At 37.2% G+C, this 17531-nt stretch carries 14 protein-coding genes; 12 read left to right on the plus strand and 2 right to left on the minus strand.

Annotation, left to right across the window (positions count from 1 at the left end):
• Window positions 1-382: 382 nt before the first annotated feature.
• The 3 genes from brnQ (at window position 383) to RV04_RS11465 (ending at window position 3122) form a co-directional block, all read left to right on the plus strand.
• Window positions 383-1735, plus strand: a complete 1353-nt coding sequence (gene brnQ, locus RV04_RS11455; RefSeq protein ID WP_071858604.1) for a branched-chain amino acid transport system II carrier protein — start codon at window positions 383-385, stop codon at window positions 1733-1735.
• A 90-nt stretch (window positions 1736-1825) separates the two neighbouring features.
• The gene (locus RV04_RS11460) at window positions 1826-2251 is read left to right on the plus strand and encodes a GNAT family N-acetyltransferase (RefSeq protein ID WP_071858605.1); all 426 of its coding nucleotides are present in this window, start codon (window positions 1826-1828) and stop codon (window positions 2249-2251) included.
• A gap of 88 nt (window positions 2252-2339) precedes the next feature.
• The gene (locus RV04_RS11465) at window positions 2340-3122 is read left to right on the plus strand and encodes a hypothetical protein (protein WP_071858606.1); all 783 of its coding nucleotides are present in this window, start codon (window positions 2340-2342) and stop codon (window positions 3120-3122) included.
• Between the two features lie 42 nt (window positions 3123-3164).
• Here the strand turns inward: RV04_RS11465 and RV04_RS11470 are convergent, their stop codons facing one another.
• Window positions 3165-3971 carry a Cof-type HAD-IIB family hydrolase gene (locus tag RV04_RS11470; RefSeq protein WP_071858607.1) on the minus strand — a complete coding sequence of 269 codons (807 nt, stop codon included), beginning with the start codon at window positions 3969-3971 and terminating at the stop codon, window positions 3165-3167.
• A gap of 263 nt (window positions 3972-4234) precedes the next feature.
• On the opposite strand from RV04_RS11470, the gene RV04_RS11475 reads away from it, so the two are divergent.
• Entirely contained in the window at window positions 4235-5437 is a 1203-nt protein-coding gene (locus tag RV04_RS11475) for a multidrug efflux MFS transporter (protein ID WP_071858608.1), read from the plus strand.
• 168 nt (window positions 5438-5605) lie between these two features.
• Here RV04_RS11475 and RV04_RS11480 read toward each other — a convergent pair whose 3' ends face one another.
• Window positions 5606-5785, minus strand: coding sequence for a YjzD family protein (locus tag RV04_RS11480; RefSeq protein ID WP_071858609.1), 180 nt, complete (start codon window positions 5783-5785; stop codon window positions 5606-5608).
• A 168-nt stretch (window positions 5786-5953) separates the two neighbouring features.
• Between RV04_RS11480 and dnaE the strand changes: the two genes are divergently transcribed.
• The 8 genes from dnaE to RV04_RS11520 all read left to right on the plus strand — a co-directional run bounded on the left by dnaE (window position 5954) and on the right by RV04_RS11520 (window position 17132).
• A complete protein-coding gene (gene dnaE / locus RV04_RS11485) occupies window positions 5954-9211 on the plus strand; it encodes a DNA polymerase III subunit alpha (RefSeq protein WP_071858610.1) in 3258 nt (1085 codons plus the stop codon).
• Between the two features lie 138 nt (window positions 9212-9349).
• Window positions 9350-10312 carry a 6-phosphofructokinase gene (gene pfkA, locus RV04_RS11490; RefSeq protein ID WP_071858611.1) on the plus strand — a complete coding sequence of 321 codons (963 nt, stop codon included), beginning with the start codon at window positions 9350-9352 and terminating at the stop codon, window positions 10310-10312.
• A gap of 60 nt (window positions 10313-10372) precedes the next feature.
• A complete protein-coding gene (gene pyk / locus RV04_RS11495; protein WP_071858612.1) occupies window positions 10373-12157 on the plus strand; it encodes a pyruvate kinase in 1785 nt (594 codons plus the stop codon).
• 174 nt (window positions 12158-12331) lie between these two features.
• On the plus strand, window positions 12332-12883 hold the full coding sequence (locus RV04_RS11500) for a YceD family protein (RefSeq protein WP_071858613.1): 552 nt from the start codon (window positions 12332-12334) through the stop codon (window positions 12881-12883).
• A gap of 58 nt (window positions 12884-12941) precedes the next feature.
• Window positions 12942-13121: a 50S ribosomal protein L32 gene (rpmF, locus tag RV04_RS11505; RefSeq protein ID WP_071858614.1), complete on the plus strand. Its 180-nt coding sequence runs from the start codon at window positions 12942-12944 to the stop codon at window positions 13119-13121.
• A gap of 293 nt (window positions 13122-13414) precedes the next feature.
• On the plus strand, window positions 13415-14836 hold the full coding sequence (gene gndA / locus RV04_RS11510; RefSeq protein WP_071858615.1) for an NADP-dependent phosphogluconate dehydrogenase: 1422 nt from the start codon (window positions 13415-13417) through the stop codon (window positions 14834-14836).
• A 107-nt stretch (window positions 14837-14943) separates the two neighbouring features.
• Complete coding sequence (locus RV04_RS11515; protein WP_010740068.1) at window positions 14944-15630, plus strand: response regulator transcription factor; 687 nt, start codon at window positions 14944-14946, stop codon at window positions 15628-15630.
• Complete coding sequence (locus RV04_RS11520; RefSeq protein WP_071858616.1) at window positions 15627-17132, plus strand: HAMP domain-containing sensor histidine kinase; 1506 nt, start codon at window positions 15627-15629, stop codon at window positions 17130-17132. Before RV04_RS11515 ends, RV04_RS11520 begins: the two co-directional genes overlap by 4 nt.
• Window positions 17133-17531 lie beyond the last annotated feature (399 nt).

The following is a 17531-nucleotide window of genomic DNA, read 5'->3' on the forward strand; positions in this document are numbered from 1 at the left end:
GTTGCTAGAAGCGTCCATAAGTCATAAGTAGACAAGAAAAAAAACTGAAAGAAAGTGGAAAACGCTTAAAATCGGTCTTTTCTTCTATTCTCGAAATCCGGCGAGCCGCAGTAATGTGGTGCACGGGTTCAAGTCCCGTACCTTCCTTTTATCTTAACTAAAAAAGTTGATGATTTGTTACAAACCATTTGTAGCAGATCATCAACTTTTTTTGTTTTAAATCCTAAATGCTGCAAAAAATGTTGAGAAGGTCTAACAAAACTATTTTTTCAGGATAAATGTGCTTTTATTAATGTCTAAGTTAAAAAAAGTTTTGTCAAAGATTAGATTTTTATGTACAATTAACCAGGAAATCATAAATTTATAGTTAGTAGGGGATTATATGGAAAAAAAGCTTTCATTGAAACAGTACATCTATGTAGGTTCGATGCTCTTTGGATTATTTTTTGGAGCAGGTAACTTAATATTCCCTGTCAATATGGGACAACTTGCAGGTGGACATGTTTTCTTAGCCAACTTAGGTTTTTTAGTTACCGGGATTGGGTTACCATTTTTAGGTGTCGTAGCTATCGGTGTTTCTCAAAGTAAAGGAGTCTTTGACTTAGCGCAAAGAATCAATCGAACGTATGCCTATATTTTCACGATTTTGATTTATTTGGTTATTGGACCATTTTTTGCTTTGCCGCGTTTAGCAACTACTTCTTTTGAAGTTGGAATCGCACCGTTTTTAAATGAAAAGAATCAGCCGTTAGTTTTAGCTATTTTTAGTATTTTATTTTTCTTAGTGGCTTTTTTATTTTCACGTAAACCGACGAAAATTTTAGATTATGTAGGAAAATTTTTAAATCCAATCTTTTTAGTCCTATTAGGGATTGTTCTATTTCTTGGTTTTACTCGTCCGATGGGGACAATCAGTAGTGCAGCCGTACAGCCGGCCTACCAAACACATGCTTTTATCAAAGGGTTTACGGAAGGTTATAATACGTTAGATGCACTGGCTTCTTTAGCTTTTGGGATTATTATCGTTACAACGATCCGTTCGATGGGGATAGAAAAACCAAATCAAATTGCAAAGGATACTATCAAGTCTGGCGCGATCAGTGTCGTATTAATGGGGATCATCTATACGTTACTAGCGTATCTAGGCGTGATGAGTTTAGGCAAATTTGGTATCAGTGACAATGGTGGGATTGCTTTGGCTCAAATTTCTAATTACTATTTAGGAACTGTCGGAAGTGTTTTGTTAGCATTGATCGTTATCTCCGCGTGTTTAAAAACTGCGATCGGTTTAATTACCGCCTTTTCAGAAACATTTGTTGAGTTGTTCCCAAGTCGGAGCTACCAGTTCTTTATTATTATCGCAAGTGTTTTACCTTGTTTGTTTGCAAATGTTGGATTGACTAAAATTATTGAGATCTCATTACCTGTTTTGATGTTTGTTTATCCATTGGCTATGACCTTGATCTTATTAGCGATCTTAAGCCCATTGTTTAAACACCGTAAGATTGTTTATCAAACAACGACCGCCTTTACCTTACTTGCTGCGATTTTTGATGGATTGGCAGCTTGTCCGCAAGGCATTTTAGATATTCCAGTCATTGCTTCGTTGTTAACTTTTGTTGGTAATTATTTACCATTCTTCTCGATCGGAATGGGTTGGATCTTGCCAGCCGTTGTTGGTTTCGTGGTTGGCTTGATTTATTCCCAAGTATCAAAAAAACAAACAGCTGGATAACGCCTAAGTTCAAAAAAGAACCTCATCATGGATGAGGTTCTTTTTGTTATACTTAAAAATAGGAAGTGACTAAGAAACAAGGAGGATATTATGGAGTTAATTGAAAATAATACAATAGCGATGCAAGAATTAATCAAAGAAAAAATCATTGATTATGGAAACAACAGTTTGCCCCCAACGATTGATACATTACCTGAAAGTACTTTTGGGTGCTATCTGTTAGATGAAGAAGACATTTTATTAGGAGGGATCACTGCGCATTGTTTTTGGAACATCATGCACATTGATTTCTTTTGGGTCGATGAGCAATTGAGAGGAAGGGGGCAAGGAAAACGTTTGTTAGACGCAATGGAAACTATTGCTAAAAGGGAAAAATGCAAAGTGATTCATTTAGAAACTTTTTCTTTTGAAGCACCTAAATTTTATGAAAAGAATGGCTTTAAAACTTTTGGCAAAATCACAGATGTACCTGTAGAAACTTGCGATTATTTTTTCTTCAAGAAAGTATTAGATTAATCAGAGCAGCTAGGACAACTACCACGTAAAAGAGGACAAGCTTTGCTATAATAAAGAAACAATAAATCAAGCAAAAGAGGTGAAAGTCATGATCGATTTAACTGTGAAAATCACTCGAAATAAAACGGTGATTTCACTTGAAGATGAGGGCTCAGTGATTCTTTATCAGCAATTAGATAAAATAGATTCAGCCGATAAGAAAGCCCTTTTGATCTATTATAGTGGGCGGAAACCAATGGCGCTCTCCTTTGATAAAGCAATCGATAAACAAAGCTTAAAGATAGCCGATAGTATAGCAGAAGTTCAACTAGGGTGGGAGGTAGAATTAAAGAATCTAGCTCAATTAATGTTGGATGCTTGGATTGAAAAAGGCATCGAGGTGTCACCATTATTTGAAGTACAGAAAGTTGCTAGCAATCAATTTTCTATAGCCCAAAAATATCAAGCAACCTTATTTGAGGTTTTAAAGACTTTTGGTTATGAAAATGAAAAAATAAAAGCTAAACCTACAAAAGCCCAACACCGATGGTCTAAAGCACTTAGTGAAATTCCTTTTTATATTGATTATAAAGGGGCACGAGCAGAAGTTATTTGGCAAAAACGCAATGAACTACGAATTAAATCTGGAGCAATATTAGCTCAAGAAATCCCATTGAACAAAGATGGCTCAGTGGGTTTTAGTGCTCGGCTAACTGAAAAGTTACGTTCGGATCATGGGAATAAAATCAAAGATTATGTGACGGTGGAAGATATCATTTTAAAAAGTGTAAATGAAGTCGGAATCTTTCTTTACTTCGCCGGAACGAATGGGTGGTTAGTATTAAAAGACTCAGAGGGAAAAACGATCGATGCCTATTCGGTTGTAAACTAAAAAAGCTGGGATACAGAATCCTTCATTCTGCGTCTCAGCTTTTTATAAGTCTAGATATTTGGCTAAATAATCGGCCATACCATCTTCAGCATTTGTTTTTTCAGTAATCGCATTGGCTACGGATTTTAATTGATCGGTCCCATTCGCCATGGCCACACCCCAACCGGCAAATTTTAGCATATCGACATCATTGTGTTCATCACCAAAGGCTACGATATCATCTTGTTGAAAGTCAAGTGTGTCAATCACGCGCTTTAGACCGTGTGCTTTTTGGATTCCTTTAGCCACGACTTCTAAGATAGGATTAGGTCCGCCCCAAGTATTGACTTCTACTTCATGTCCGAATTGTTGTTTTAATTCTTCAGAAACACTGCCGACATTTTCAGGTTGGCTACGAAGTAACACGGAAGTTGGATTTGTTCGTAAGGTATTCATAGTCAATAGATTTTCAGCAGTAGCGAAATCGCTAGCGAAAAAGTGTTTGTCAAAGAAGTTCAAGTCATCAATAAAAAAAGTTTCGCGATTTTCAGCTGCGATAAAATCTAATTTTAAATTTTTCTTTTCAGCCATCAAGTCAAAAACGATTTTTCGATTGAAAGAAGTCTCTTGTTCGCCAATCCAGTGTTGTTCCGGCAAGTGGACAAGTGCGCCATTGAAATTGATCATAGGTGTCGTTAATTGTAATTGTTCATAAAAATTCTTGCTCATTCGATAAGGACGACCAGTAGCGATGACAACAGAGTGGCCATCAGCGATCGCGCGTTGCAATATTTTAGCCGTTTTATCGGTAATTTTTGATTCGGGATTTAATGTTGTCCCATCTAAATCAAGTGCAATTAATTTTTTCATAGGATCTCCCTTCTGTGAATAAGGAATCGATTTCGAATAGGATAATCATGCTAAAAAGTGCTCCACAGTAAAAAACATGGATCAAAATCCTCATTTCGATTTGTTTAAGTCTAGCATACTCATCAAAAAACGCAACTGCAGAGCGTTTATAAATAAGAATATTAATGAATATCTAAGCGCTAGCTAGAGGAAGATACGTTTCTTTTTTTTTCGTTCTGTTATAGTATAGAACTAATTAATGGCTAGGAAGTGAAAAATAGAAGATGAAAATCCATTGGCGTAGAAATTTATTTATTTCTTGGATTGGGTGTTTTTTTACCGGGGCAAGTTTTAGTTTGGTAATGCCATTTTTACCTGTGTATATTGAGCAATTGGGAACTGCGAAATCTCAGGTTGATTTGTTTTCAGGATTAGCGATCTCAGTTACGGCATTTGCTGCAGCGATTGTCTCTCCTTTATGGGGGAATCTAGCGGATCGCAAAGGTCGCCGCTTGATGATGGTCCGCGCAGCCGCGGGGATGACAATAACGATGGGTTCATTAGCCTTTGTTCCCAATGTTTATTGGTTGTTGATCATGCGTTTTATGACAGGAGTATTATCAGGATATATTCCTAATGCAACAGCATTGATTGCTTCACAGGCCCCAAAAGAAAAAAGCGGTTGGGCGTTGGGGACGTTAGCTACTGGTGCAGTGGCCGGAAACTTGATTGGACCATTGATCGGTGGGATGTTAGCGCAATGGTTTGGCTTGCGAAATGTCTTTATTATTACAGGTATTATTTTGTTGATTTGTACAGTTTTAACTATTTTTATGGTCAAAGAAGATTTTAAACCGATTGAAAAAGCAGATATTGTTAGTATGAGTGAACTACGTCAGCGAATTGATCATATGCCGATCCTTATTGGATTGTTTATTAGTTCGTTGATTTTACAATTAGGAGCTACCAGCATCAGTCCTATTTTAACTTTATACATTCGAGATTTGAACGGGTCGAGTAGCAATACTTTATTTATCAGCGGCTTGATTGTTTCGGTAGCTGGAGTATCCGCAATCATGTCTTCTCCTGCCTTAGGAAAAATCGGGGATCGGATTGGAAATCATAAAGTCTTACTGGCCGGTTTGATTCTTTCCTTCTTTTGTTTTATCCCCATGGCATTTGTTCGAACACCTTTTCAATTAGGTGTATTGCGTTTCTTCCTCGGCTTTTCGACTGGGGCATTGATGCCATCGATCAATACGTTGATCAGCAAAATCAGTCCACCAGAAGGTGTTAGCCGTATTTTTAGTTATAATCAAATGTTCAATAATTTTGGACAAGTTATCGGGCCAATGCTTGGCTCAACAGTGGCGCATTCAATGGGTTATCCCTCGGTATTTTTGGTGACCAGCCTTTGTGTGCTCGGCAACATCATTTTAAGTTTCTTTAATTTCCGTAAATTACTTGTGACTAAAACAAAGATCTAAGAAAAAAGTGTGTTTTTAGTAACAGCAGTAGGGCATGAAAAAATTTTTCAGCACCTTTTGCTTGCTGATTTAGGTATTAAAAATGCTGGTTAGACGGAAAATTATAAAAGTTTTGCGATTAATTTGAAATATATAAAAAACCAGTTACAATTAAGTAACTGGTTTTATTTATGCTTTTACTTTTTTGGGTGAAACGAAACGCGCAGCAATAATTGCGATCACGCCAACAACGAGTGAAATGATAGTAGACAGTTCAAAATTATAAGATCCACTTTGCAAGGCACCGCCTAGATAGCAAACGACTTGGCCAATTGCGAAAGCCCAAAATAGTGTGACTAGATATTTCATCAAGAGCACCTCTTTTCACAGTAACATTTAGGTTTAGTTTAGCATTTTTTTTGAAAATGTAAAGAAAAGTCTAAGTTCTCTTTACATTAACTGAAAGTAAAATGAATGACAGAACGGAATGCGTATTAAATAAAAAATATTGATAGATAGACGAAGTAGGAGGACCCTATGCAACTACCACAACTTTATACGAAAACTTCCTATTCATTATTAAATAGCACGTTAACAATTAAGGATTATGTAGAAACAGCTAAAGCTCGCGGATATTCAGCAATTGCTATTACAGATAAAAATGTATTATACGGTGCGGTAGAATTTTTCCAGGCGTGTCAAAAAAATCAACTAACAGCGATCATCGGATTAGAATTAGATTTTTATTCAACTGAATCGACTGAAACGGTATTACTTTATGCAAAAAATTTAGCGGGTTATCAAGAACTCATGCGCTTATCGAGTACTCGGATGATGTCAGAAAAACCAAGAAAAATTGGGGATTATCAAATCAACCAAGAAGACTTGATGATTGTTTTACCTGTTGATTCGATAAGCGAATCGCTTGATCTTCTTATAAATGAATTTCAAGAACTGTTCCCCAAAAATTTTTATTTGGGCATCACACCGGCGACGAACCTAAGTGATTTACCAATAGGCTTTTCCAGAGTCGCTTTGCATGAAGTAGCTTACTTAGAAAAATCGCAGGCTTTCTCAATCAGTGTGATGAATCATATTCAAGCTGGAACACAGATTCCACGAGAAGAATTGAGAGCTCAATCCGGAGAAAATTATTTGATTGATATGCAAGCGTTGATCGAACGTTTTGACGATCAGGAAGCTTTAGAAAATGCCGAAAGATTTATTGACAGCTGCTATTTTGAGCTACCATTGCATCAAAAATTATTACCACATTATCCAGTGCCAACCCCACAAGATGCTAAAGATTATTTACAAGAACTTTGTTGGGAAAAATTACCCGAGCGTGTATCTGAAGTCACAGCGTTATATCGTCAACGATTGGAACGGGAATTGGAAATTATCCATCAGATGGGATTCGATGACTATTTTTTGATTGTTTGGGATGTGATGGACTATGTTCACCGCAGTAAAATAGTTTCAGGCGCTGGTCGAGGTTCGGCAGCGGGCTCGTTAGTTGCTTATGTGCTTAATATTACTGATGTAGACCCCATCGCCTATAATTTATTGTTTGAACGTTTTTTAAACCCTGAACGAAATAGTATGCCCGATATTGATTTAGATATTCCCGATAATCGTCGTAATCAAGTTTTACATTATGTGCATGAGAAATATGGACACTTTCATGTTTCTCAAATTGCTACCTTTGGAACAATGGCCGCTAAAATGGTGCTTCGTGATGTCGGTCGAGTCTTTGGCTTGTCTCAAAGTGAAGCCAATCGCTGGTCAAAAGCGATTCCGAATCAGTTAAAGATCACATTGAAAGCAGCTTATGAAAAATCCGACTCATTGAAACAACTAGTGGCTTATGATGAACGGAGCAAATTATTGTTTGAAACAGCTTTAAATTTAGAAGGTCTGCCGCGTCATGTCTCGACTCATGCCGGGGGAATCATAATCAGTGATGTTGACTTGATGACCATTGTCCCACTACAAAATGGTTCAGAAGATATTTTATTGACCCAGTTTACAATGACAGATGTCGAAACAATCGGACTATTAAAGATGGATTTTCTTGGGTTGAGAAATTTGTCAATTATAGATAATACGTTACAAAATATTCATCGTGTATATAAAGAAGAACTGATCTTAAAAGAGATCCCATTAGATGATCCAGAAACATTAGCGTTATTTCAAAGAGGCGAAACGAGTGGGGTCTTTCAATTTGAATCGGCGGGCATCCGAAATGTCCTACGAAAACTTCATCCAACAACAATAGAAGATATCATTGCTGTCAATGCACTTTACCGTCCAGGCCCGATGCAAAATATCGATCACTTTATTGCTCGAAGAAACGGAAAAGAGAAAGTGATTTATCCGGATTCTTCCGTGGAGGCAATCTTAGCACCAACCTACGGTATTATTGTGTATCAAGAACAGATTATGCAAGTAGCGGCTGAGATGGCTGGTTTTAGTTTGGGCCAGGCCGATATTTTACGCCGCGCAGTTAGCAAAAAGAAAAAAGCACTTTTAGATGAAGAAAGAAGACATTTTGTTGAAGGGGCCTTAGCTCGCGGACATAGTAAAAAAAGTGCTGAAGAGGTATACGACTACATCGAGCGCTTTGCTAACTATGGTTTCAATCGATCACATGCAGTAGCGTATACGTTTGTAGCCTATCAATTGGCCTATTTGAAAGTTCACTATCCGGGCGCTTTATACACGGCATTGATGCAATCAGTTCGCAATGACCCTAAAAAACTAAGAGAATATATTGCTGAAGCTAATCGAGCAGGAGTCAAGTTATTGGCTCCGGACATCAATCGAAGTGGCTACAGCTTTACATTAGTAGAAAAAAACGTAATTCGTTTTGGCTTAGATGCAATCAAAGGCATGCGTAGAGACTTTGTCAATGATATTGTTACTGTCCGCAAAGAACAGGGCCTATTTCAGTCTTTGGATCAATTTTTATTACGCATTGAATCACGGTGGCTGAAAAATGAGTATTTAGCACCATTGATTTTGGTAGGCGCCTTTGATGAATTGCATCCGAACCGTCGAGAATTAGCAGATGGTTTGGAAGGTAAGATTCAAAATGTTCAATATAGTGGTGGAAGTATGTCACTGCTAGATGTCATGAGCCTCAAAGAGCGAGGGAGCGCTGATTTTTCATTGGCGGAACGGCTCGATTACGAAGAGCAGTATTTAGGACTTTATGTATCGGGGCATCCGACAGAAAATTATCCTAAATTATTGAAACAAAAAGATCTTCAGGCAATTACCGAATTAGTTGTAGGCAACCAAGCAAAGATTCTCTTCTATTTAAAAGATATTCGCGAGATACGGACGAAAAAAGGCGAACAGATGGCTTTCTTAACGGGAAATGATCAAAGTGGTGAAATTTCTTTAACGATCTTCCCTCAAACATATCGCCGAGTCCGTAATTTATTAACGATAGAACAAGTGTACGTTGTGCAAGGAAAAATCGAGCGCAGTCGGTATGATCAAACAATCCAATTATTAGTAGAAGAAATCCAGTTGGCACAAACGGCAGAAGAAGCAATCAGTGCTCAAACATTGTATTTACGTGTTCAAGCTGAAAAGGATCCATCTACTGCTGAACGTGAAATCGCCGATCGAATCCAATTATCACCTGGAAATGTACCAGTAATTATCTATTATGAAAAAGATCGGCGAAAGATTGTGCTGGATAAAAAGTTTTGGATAGGGGTTAATGACTCCTTAATAGCTGCTTTACGTGACATATTAGGGGAACAAAATGTTGTAATAAGATGATTTCTTGGAACTTTCAAAAACTTTTTTCAAAATCTAAGCTTTTAGCGTGGACATCCCAAGACTTTTGGGATGTTTTTTGGTAGAATGTACCATGAATTAAGCAATGTATGTTTTTGATAATATTTATGAGGTGAGAAAATGAAACGCATTGGAATTTTAACAAGTGGAGGAGACGCTCCAGGAATGAACGCAGCTGTTCGTGCGGTTGTTCGTAAAGCGATCTTTGAAGGCATGGAAGTATATGGTATTAATTATGGTTTTGCCGGACTAGTTGCTGGAGACATCCGTCGTTTAGATGTTGCCGATGTTGGTGATAAAATCCAACGAGGCGGAACTTTCTTATATTCAGCTCGTTACCCAGAATTTGCTACTGAAGAAGGTCAATTAAAAGGGATCGAACAATTAAAAAAATTCGGTATTGAAGGTTTAGTTGTTATCGGTGGCGATGGTTCTTATCATGGTGCATTAGCCTTAACTAAACATGGCTATCCAGCTGTAGGTATCCCAGGAACAATTGATAATGATATTCCAGGAACTGATTTTACTGTAGGTTTTGATACTGCTATCAACACAGTTCTTGAATCTGTTGACCGTATCCGTGATACTGCAACTTCACATGTCCGTACATTTGTTATTGAAGTAATGGGTCGTAATGCTGGCGATATCGCTTTATGGTCTGGTGTTGCTGGTGGGGCTGACGAAATCGTTATTCCTGAACACGACTTTGATATTGAAAAAATCGCGAAAAAAATCCAAGCTGGCCGTGATCGTGGCAAAAAACATTGCCTAATCATTTTAGCTGAAGGTGTTATGGGCGGAAATGAATTCGCTGATAAATTAGCTGAATACGGCGATTTCCATACACGCGTAAGTGTTCTAGGACACGTTGTTCGTGGTGGGTCTCCAAGTGCCCGTGACCGTGTATTAGCAAGTAAATTCGGTTCATATGCCGTTGATTTATTGTTAGACGGTAAAGGCGGATTGTGTATCGGTATGGAAAACAATGAAGTTATTGCTTCAGATATCGTTGAAACGTTAGAAAATAACAAACACAAACCTGATTTATCATTATATGACTTAAACAACCAAATCTCATTTTAATCTCGTTAATAATAGTGAATACTATATATTATAAACAATCAAGAATGGAGCGTTTACGCAATGAAAAAAACTAAGATCGTTAGTACATTAGGACCAGCCAGTAATACTGTTGAAACAATTTCTCAATTAATCGAAGCTGGTGCTAACGTCTTCCGTTTCAACTTCTCTCACGGAGACCATGAAGAACAATCAACTCGTATGCAAATGGTTCGTGAAGCAGTAGAAAAAACTGGTAAAGACGTTGGTATTCTTTTAGATACAAAGGGTGCTGAAATCCGTACTACTGTTCAAAATACTACTGAAGCTGACTACGGTCGTGCTGGATATATCGAATTCAACGTAGGCGACAAAACTCGTATCTCAATGGATCCTGAACATAAAGGAACAAAAGAAAAAATCGCTGTAACTTACCCAGGTCTATTCGATGATGCGCACATCGGCGGACACATCTTATTCGATGATGGTCTTATCGACATGGAAATCGTTGAAAAAGACGATGCTAACCGTGAATTGATCATGTTAGTTAAAAATGCTGGTATGTTAGGTTCTCGTAAAGGTGTTAATGCACCTGGTATCTCAATCAACTTACCTGGTATCACTGAAAAAGATGCTGACGATATCCGTTTTGGTTTAGATAACGACATCAACTTTATCGCTGCAAGTTTTGTACGTAAAGCACAAGACGTTCTAGATATTCGTGAAATCTTAGAAGAAAAGAACATGACTCATGTTCAAATCTTCCCTAAAATCGAATCTCAAGAAGGTATCGATAATATCGATGAAATCATCAAAGTTTCTGATGGTATCATGATTGCTCGTGGTGATATGGGTGTTGAAATCGCTCCTGAACTAGTACCTATGGTTCAAAAACGTATCATCAAAAAATGTAACTTTGCTGGTAAACCAGTTATCACAGCTACTCAAATGTTAGAATCAATGCAAGAAAATCCACGTCCAACACGTGCAGAAGCATCTGACGTTGCCAATGCTGTATTTGATGGCACTGATGCTACAATGCTTTCTGGTGAATCTGCAAATGGTAAATACCCAGTTGAAGCTGTTGGCACAATGGCTCGTATTGATATGGAAGCTGAAGCTGCATTGAACGAATTAGGTTCATTCCAAATCAACGAATTCGACAAAACAAATGTAACTGAAACAATCGGTTTATCTGTAGCTCGTGCTGCTAAAAACTTAGGTGTTAAAACAATCGTTGCTGCTACTGAATCAGGCCACACTGCACGTATGATCTCTAAATACCGTCCAGATGCTGATATCTTAGCTGTAACATTTGACGAACATACAAAACGTAGCTTAATGGTTAACTGGGGCGTATACCCAACAGTTGCTGAAAAACCTTCAACAACTGATGAAATGTTCGACTTAGCTGCTCAAAAAGCTGTAGAATTAGGTTTCGCTAAAGAAGGCGACTTGATCCTAATCACTGCTGGTGTACCAGTTGGTGAACGTGGAACTACAAATGTTATGAAAGTTCAAATGATCGGTTCTAAATTATTAGAAGCTCAAGGAATCGGCGAATCTTCAGTCGTTGCACATGCAGTTGTTGCAAGCTCAGCTGAAGAAGCAATCAAAAAAGCTCAAGATGGTATGGTTCTAGTTGTTCCAACAACTGACAAAGAATATATGCCTGCAATCGAAAAAGCTGCTGCTTTGATCGTTGAAGAAGGTGGATTAACTTCACACGCTGCTGTTGTTGGTATCGCTCAAGATATCCCAGTAATCGTTGGAGCAAAAGACGCAACTTCAACTGTTGTTGATGGCGAATTAGTGACTGTCGACTCTCGTCGTGGCATTGTTTACCGTGGACAAACAACAGCTATCTAAATCATAGACTGTTGCGAAGCGGACCAATTTATTGGTTCGCTTTTTTTATGGGTATTTAAGCTAAATAAAATAGATAAATGCAGACGAGCGTTTTTTATAGGTGTCAAGAAAATTTCATTGACAAAGGTTTTTTACACCTGTATAATAGCGATTGTTGCTTAGAGGTGATGAATAATGAAATGGTCGATTGGCGAATTACGCCGCTATAAAGAAGAAGCATTAAATTTTTCAGAAACGATTGATGTAAATGAAACGTTAACTCGTCGTGATAATGAAGTTTTAGCAGTAGCACCTGTTGCTGTTGAAGGCATCTTGTCCGTTGGGAAAAATGAATACATTTTACATTACCGTTTGAAAACTGTTGTAACTGTTCCTTCAGCACGTTCCTTGGAACCAGTTGATCTACCACTTGATCTATCAGTAGATGAAGTATTCATGACACGGGAGCAATGGTCTTCTCTAGAAGATGAGCGAGACGAAGAGATCCTTGTCATAGACAATGATACGATCGACTTAACAGATTCTATCGAAGATAACATATTATTAGCAATTCCGATGCAAGTGTTTTCTGAAGAAGAACTTCAATCAAAAGACTTACCAAAAGGCAACGATTGGGTAGTTGTGAGTGAAGAAGAATATTTGCAGAAAAAGGAATCTGCTGAAACAATTGATCCTCGTCTTGCAAAATTGTCTGAATTGTTCAATGAATCAGAGGATAACGAGTAAGATTGGAATAAAATGTATCAGTAATGATACTTCATTTTATAAGGAGGTGTAACACCCAATGGCAGTACCAGCTAGAAAAACATCAAAAGCTAAAAAGAACAAACGTCGTACTCACTACAAATTAACCATCAAAGGATTAAACGAATGTCCTAACTGTGGCGAAATGAAGAAGAGCCATCACGTATGTGGCAACTGTGGCTACTACGATGGAAAAGATGTTATGTCTAAAGAAGCATAAGCACTTTTTAATAGAGAAGCTAAAACCTCAAGACTAACCATGGAGTCTTGAGGTTTTTTTCTTAGAAAAAACACAATTCATTTTCCATTCTTACTTTCTTAGGATATAATGAGAAAGGTAAATATATCATGCATTCTAAAGATCTTTTGCATAACAGCGACGGATCAAGAAATTGTTTCTTTGTCTATTTATTGGATGAAGAGATATGCATAATAGAATAGTACATGTAAAGTAGATGAGGTTGCTTTTAGACGAAAAGGCAATCGCTATTTACTTGAAATAGGAGGATTCTTATGTCAAAACAACAATTCGGTGTCGTAGGTATGGCAGTAATGGGGAAAAATCTAGCCCTAAATATTGAAAGCTGTGGATATTCTGTAGCCTTGTATAATAGAACAGGTTCAAAAACAGAAGCAATAGTCGCTGAACATCCTGAACGTAACTTGAAAGCAACTTTTTCAATTGAAGAGTTTGTTCAAGCAATTGAAACACCTCGTCGTATTATGTTGATGGTCCAAGCTGGCCCAGCGACTGATGCAACGATCCAATCATTGTTACCTCATCTAGATAAAGGGGATGTTTTAATCGATGGTGGGAATACATTCTTTAAAGACACGATCCGTCGTAACGAGCAATTAGCTAACTCAGGCATCAACTTTATTGGGACTGGTGTTTCAGGTGGCGAAAAGGGCGCATTAGAAGGTCCTTCAATGATGCCTGGTGGTCAAAAAGAAGCCTATGATCTAGTTGCACCAATTTTTGAACAAATTGCTGCTAAAGCTGAAGATGGCGAACCATGTGTAACTTATATCGGAGCAAATGGAGCGGGACACTATGTGAAAATGGTCCATAACGGTATCGAATATGGAGATATGCAATTAATCGCTGAATCCTATGATTTAATGCATCGTTTATTAGGCCTTTCTGTCGACGAAATGGCTGAAGTATTTGCTGAGTGGAATAAAGGCGAGTTAGATAGTTACCTGATTGAAATCACTGCAGATATTTTAACGCGTAAAGATGATGAAGGAACGGATCATGCGATCGTTGATGTAATCAAAGATGCTGCTGGTAATAAAGGAACAGGTAAATGGACTTCTCAAAGTGCATTAGATTTGGGTGTCCCACTACCATTGATTACTGAATCAGTTTTTGCCCGCTTTATCTCAGCTTATAAAGAAGAACGTGTCGCAGCAAGTAAAGTACTTACAGGGCCAGCGCCTTATAAATATGATGGCGACAAAAAAGAATTAATCGAAAAAATTCGTGAAGCTCTTTATTTCAGTAAAATCATGAGTTATGCTCAAGGATTCTCTGAATTACGTGCTGCTTCAAAAGAATTTGGTTGGTCATTACCATTTGGCGAAATTGCTAAAATTTGGCGAGCTGGTTGTATTATCCGTGCAGGTTTCTTACAAAAGATTACAGATGCATACGAAAAAGATCCAGATTTAGCAAACTTGATGTTAGATAGCTACTTCCAAGAAGTGACAGCTAAGTATCAACAAGCTGTACGTGAAGTAGTAGCAATTGCTGTTCAAGCAGGGGTTCCTGTACCAACATTCTCATCTGCTATTACTTATTATGATTCTTATCGTGCAGAACGTTTACCAGCAAACTTGATTCAAGCACAAAGAGATTACTTCGGTGCACATACGTATGAACGCACGGATAAAGAAGGAACATATCATTACAGCTGGTATGACGAAGAATAAAAATGTTAATTATAATAGGTCTATACAATTAAATGTAGCTTTTTAATGTTTTTAGCCCTATAATAATATAGGTTTAATGAAATTTAACCAGGAAAGGAACTAAAAAAATGAGTAATATTCTGATCATTGAAGATGAGAAAAACTTAGCTCGTTTCGTCGAATTAGAATTGAAACATGAAGGCTATGATACTGAAGTTCATTATAACGGCAGAACCGGACTTGAAGCAGCACTTGAAAGCGATTGGGATGCCATCTTATTAGACTTGATGTTACCTGAATTGAACGGGTTAGAAGTTTGTCGTCGTGTTCGTCAAGTGAAAAATACACCAATTATCATGATGACAGCACGTGATTCTGTGATCGATCGTGTTTCAGGGTTGGATCATGGTGCTGATGATTATATCGTCAAACCATTTGCTATCGAAGAATTATTAGCTCGTTTACGTGCCTTGCTTCGCCGAATTGATATTGAAGGCGATAAAAACGTTGCAAAACAAACAACGATTACTTACCGCGACTTAACGATCGAAAAAGAAAACCGTGTTGTTCGTCGTGGCAATGAAATCATCGAATTAACAAAACGTGAATATGAATTACTATTGACCCTTATGGAAAATGTAAACGTCGTGTTAGCGCGTGATGTTTTACTAAATAAAGTATGGGGTTATGAAACTGAAGTAGAAACAAACGTAGTAGATGTATATATCCGTTACTTGCGTAATAAAATCGATGTGCCTGGCGAAGACAGCTATATTCAAACTGTTCGTGGTACTGGGTACGTTATGCGCTCATGAGAAAATTCATAAAGAAACAAAGAGAACTGAAAGGGCCCTCGCTTACCATTAAGTGGGCCTTTACAAGTTCTTTCTTTATATTCGTAGTATTTACTATCTTTGCAGTTATTACGTATAAGTCTTCAGTGAATTTAATCGTAACGAAAGAAAGAAAAAATGTTGAGCGGACGATTTCTGAGGTGACTTCCCGTTTGTCGAATGCCGATGAAGAATTAACATTAGTGAATACGTATCGAACATTGACTGAGTCTACGGGTCAGGAGAGTGCATTGTATGATCAAAATATGACACTCGAAGGGAATATGATGCGGATTGACGATTTTATTTCAGAATTAGGTCAACGTCCTCTTTCACTAGATATTTACAATTTGGATAAAAAATTGATATTTAAGACCCAAAATGAATATCAACCCTTGATCCAGACGAAACATAAAAGCCCTACGATAGTTACTGTAGATGAGAAAAGTGGTTTTTTATCAGTTGAGCCAATCTATTCTAAAAAAACGAGAGAAAAAATAGGGTATGCTCAAATTTTTTACGAACTATCTGATTTTTATGAAATGCGTAGTAGGTTATTGCTAACATTAATCATTTTAGAAATTGTTTCTCTGTTGTTAAGTAGCTTTTTAGGCTTTATCTTGTCTTCGTACTTTTTGAAACCAGTTAAAGTACTGCGAGATACGATGGAAATCATCCGAAAAGATCCTCAGGCGGAAGTTCATGTACCCGAAATTACAACGAATGACGAGTTATCAGATTTAGCAGTCATTTTTAATGATGTTATCGACCGTATAAGAATGTATATTGAACAGCAAGAACAATTTGTTGAAGATGTTTCGCATGAGTTACGAACTCCTGTAGCAGTCATAGAAGGGCACTTAAACATGTTGAACCGTTGGGGGAAAGATGATCCAGAAATTTTAGACGAATCGATCCAGGCGAGCTTACAAGAGCTTGTCCGAATGAAGAGTTTAGTACAAGAAATGCTGGATTTATCGCGCGCAGAACAGGTAGATGTTTATTATGGTAATGAAACTGCGAAGGCTAAGGAAGTAACCTACCAAGTATTCAATAATTTCAAAATTTTATATCCTGAGTTTACTTTCACTTTGGACGATGACCTCGATAGTGAAAAGACACTAAAAATCTATCGAAATCACTTAGAACAAATTTTGATCATTATTTTAGATAATGCAGTAAAATATTCTACAGATAGAAAAGAAGTTCATATTTCTGTTTCTTCAACGTTGAATAAATTTGAAATTGCGATTCAAGATTTTGGTGAAGGGATACCAGATGAAGATATTGATAAAGTCTTCAACCGATTTTATCGTGTAGATAAGGCACGTGCTCGGACAAAAGGCGGAAATGGTTTAGGTTTATCAATTGCGCATAAACTTTTAGAGAGCTATAAAGGAAATATTTCTGTGGAAAGTGCAGTCGGGAAAGGGACAATCTTCAGAATTTTTATCCCAATGTTAGAAGAGAAAACAGTTGAGTAAATTCTCAACTGTTTTTTTATACGAAAATTAAATTTTTTATCTTGGGAAGGTAGCGTTATTTTTGTTTTAAAATCGAACGTTATTTTAGAGAAACAATTAAACGTTCGAAAAATAAAAAAAGATAAAAAAGATACAAAAAATAGTTGCATTATTGCTTTAAAATTGCTATATTATTATCTGTTCCCAAGAGAAAAAACATCTCGAAAAAAATTAAAAATAATTGTTGACGGATGTTGAAACTTGTGGTATTTTTATAAAGTCGCTTGAACAAAAAGAAAAGCTAACTTGTTTTTTTATAAAAAGTTTTTAAATAAAAGCCCTTGACTTTTAACTAGAGACCTGATATGATATAAAAGTTGCTGAAACAATAAAAAGTGACAAACAATGTAGACCTTTGAA

It is taken from the genome of Enterococcus hermanniensis, assembly GCF_001885945.1.
GTDB classification, from domain to species: domain Bacteria; phylum Bacillota; class Bacilli; order Lactobacillales; family Enterococcaceae; genus Enterococcus_A; species Enterococcus_A hermanniensis.

What these genes read in the sequence shown, in the direction of transcription:
- RV04_RS11465 (WP_071858606.1), top strand. Translation starts at nt 2,340, where the DNA reads ATGATCGATTTAACTGTGAAAATCACTCGAAATAAAACGGTGATTTCA.
- RV04_RS11460 (WP_071858605.1), top strand. Translation starts at nt 1,826, where the DNA reads ATGGAGTTAATTGAAAATAATACAATAGCGATGCAAGAATTAATCAAA.
- rpmF (WP_071858614.1), top strand. Translation starts at nt 12,942, where the DNA reads ATGGCAGTACCAGCTAGAAAAACATCAAAAGCTAAAAAGAACAAACGT.
- RV04_RS11475 (WP_071858608.1), top strand. Translation starts at nt 4,235, where the DNA reads ATGAAAATCCATTGGCGTAGAAATTTATTTATTTCTTGGATTGGGTGT.
- dnaE (WP_071858610.1), top strand. Translation starts at nt 5,954, where the DNA reads ATGCAACTACCACAACTTTATACGAAAACTTCCTATTCATTATTAAAT.
- brnQ (WP_071858604.1), top strand. Translation starts at nt 383, where the DNA reads ATGGAAAAAAAGCTTTCATTGAAACAGTACATCTATGTAGGTTCGATG.
- RV04_RS11520 (WP_071858616.1), top strand. Translation starts at nt 15,627, where the DNA reads ATGAGAAAATTCATAAAGAAACAAAGAGAACTGAAAGGGCCCTCGCTT.
- gndA (WP_071858615.1), top strand. Translation starts at nt 13,415, where the DNA reads ATGTCAAAACAACAATTCGGTGTCGTAGGTATGGCAGTAATGGGGAAA.
- pyk (WP_071858612.1), top strand. Translation starts at nt 10,373, where the DNA reads ATGAAAAAAACTAAGATCGTTAGTACATTAGGACCAGCCAGTAATACT.
- RV04_RS11515 (WP_010740068.1), top strand. Translation starts at nt 14,944, where the DNA reads ATGAGTAATATTCTGATCATTGAAGATGAGAAAAACTTAGCTCGTTTC.
- RV04_RS11470 (WP_071858607.1), bottom strand. Translation starts at nt 3,971, where the DNA reads ATGAAAAAATTAATTGCACTTGATTTAGATGGGACAACATTAAATCCC.
- pfkA (WP_071858611.1), top strand. Translation starts at nt 9,350, where the DNA reads ATGAAACGCATTGGAATTTTAACAAGTGGAGGAGACGCTCCAGGAATG.
- RV04_RS11480 (WP_071858609.1), bottom strand. Translation starts at nt 5,785, where the DNA reads ATGAAATATCTAGTCACACTATTTTGGGCTTTCGCAATTGGCCAAGTC.
- RV04_RS11500 (WP_071858613.1), top strand. Translation starts at nt 12,332, where the DNA reads ATGAAATGGTCGATTGGCGAATTACGCCGCTATAAAGAAGAAGCATTA.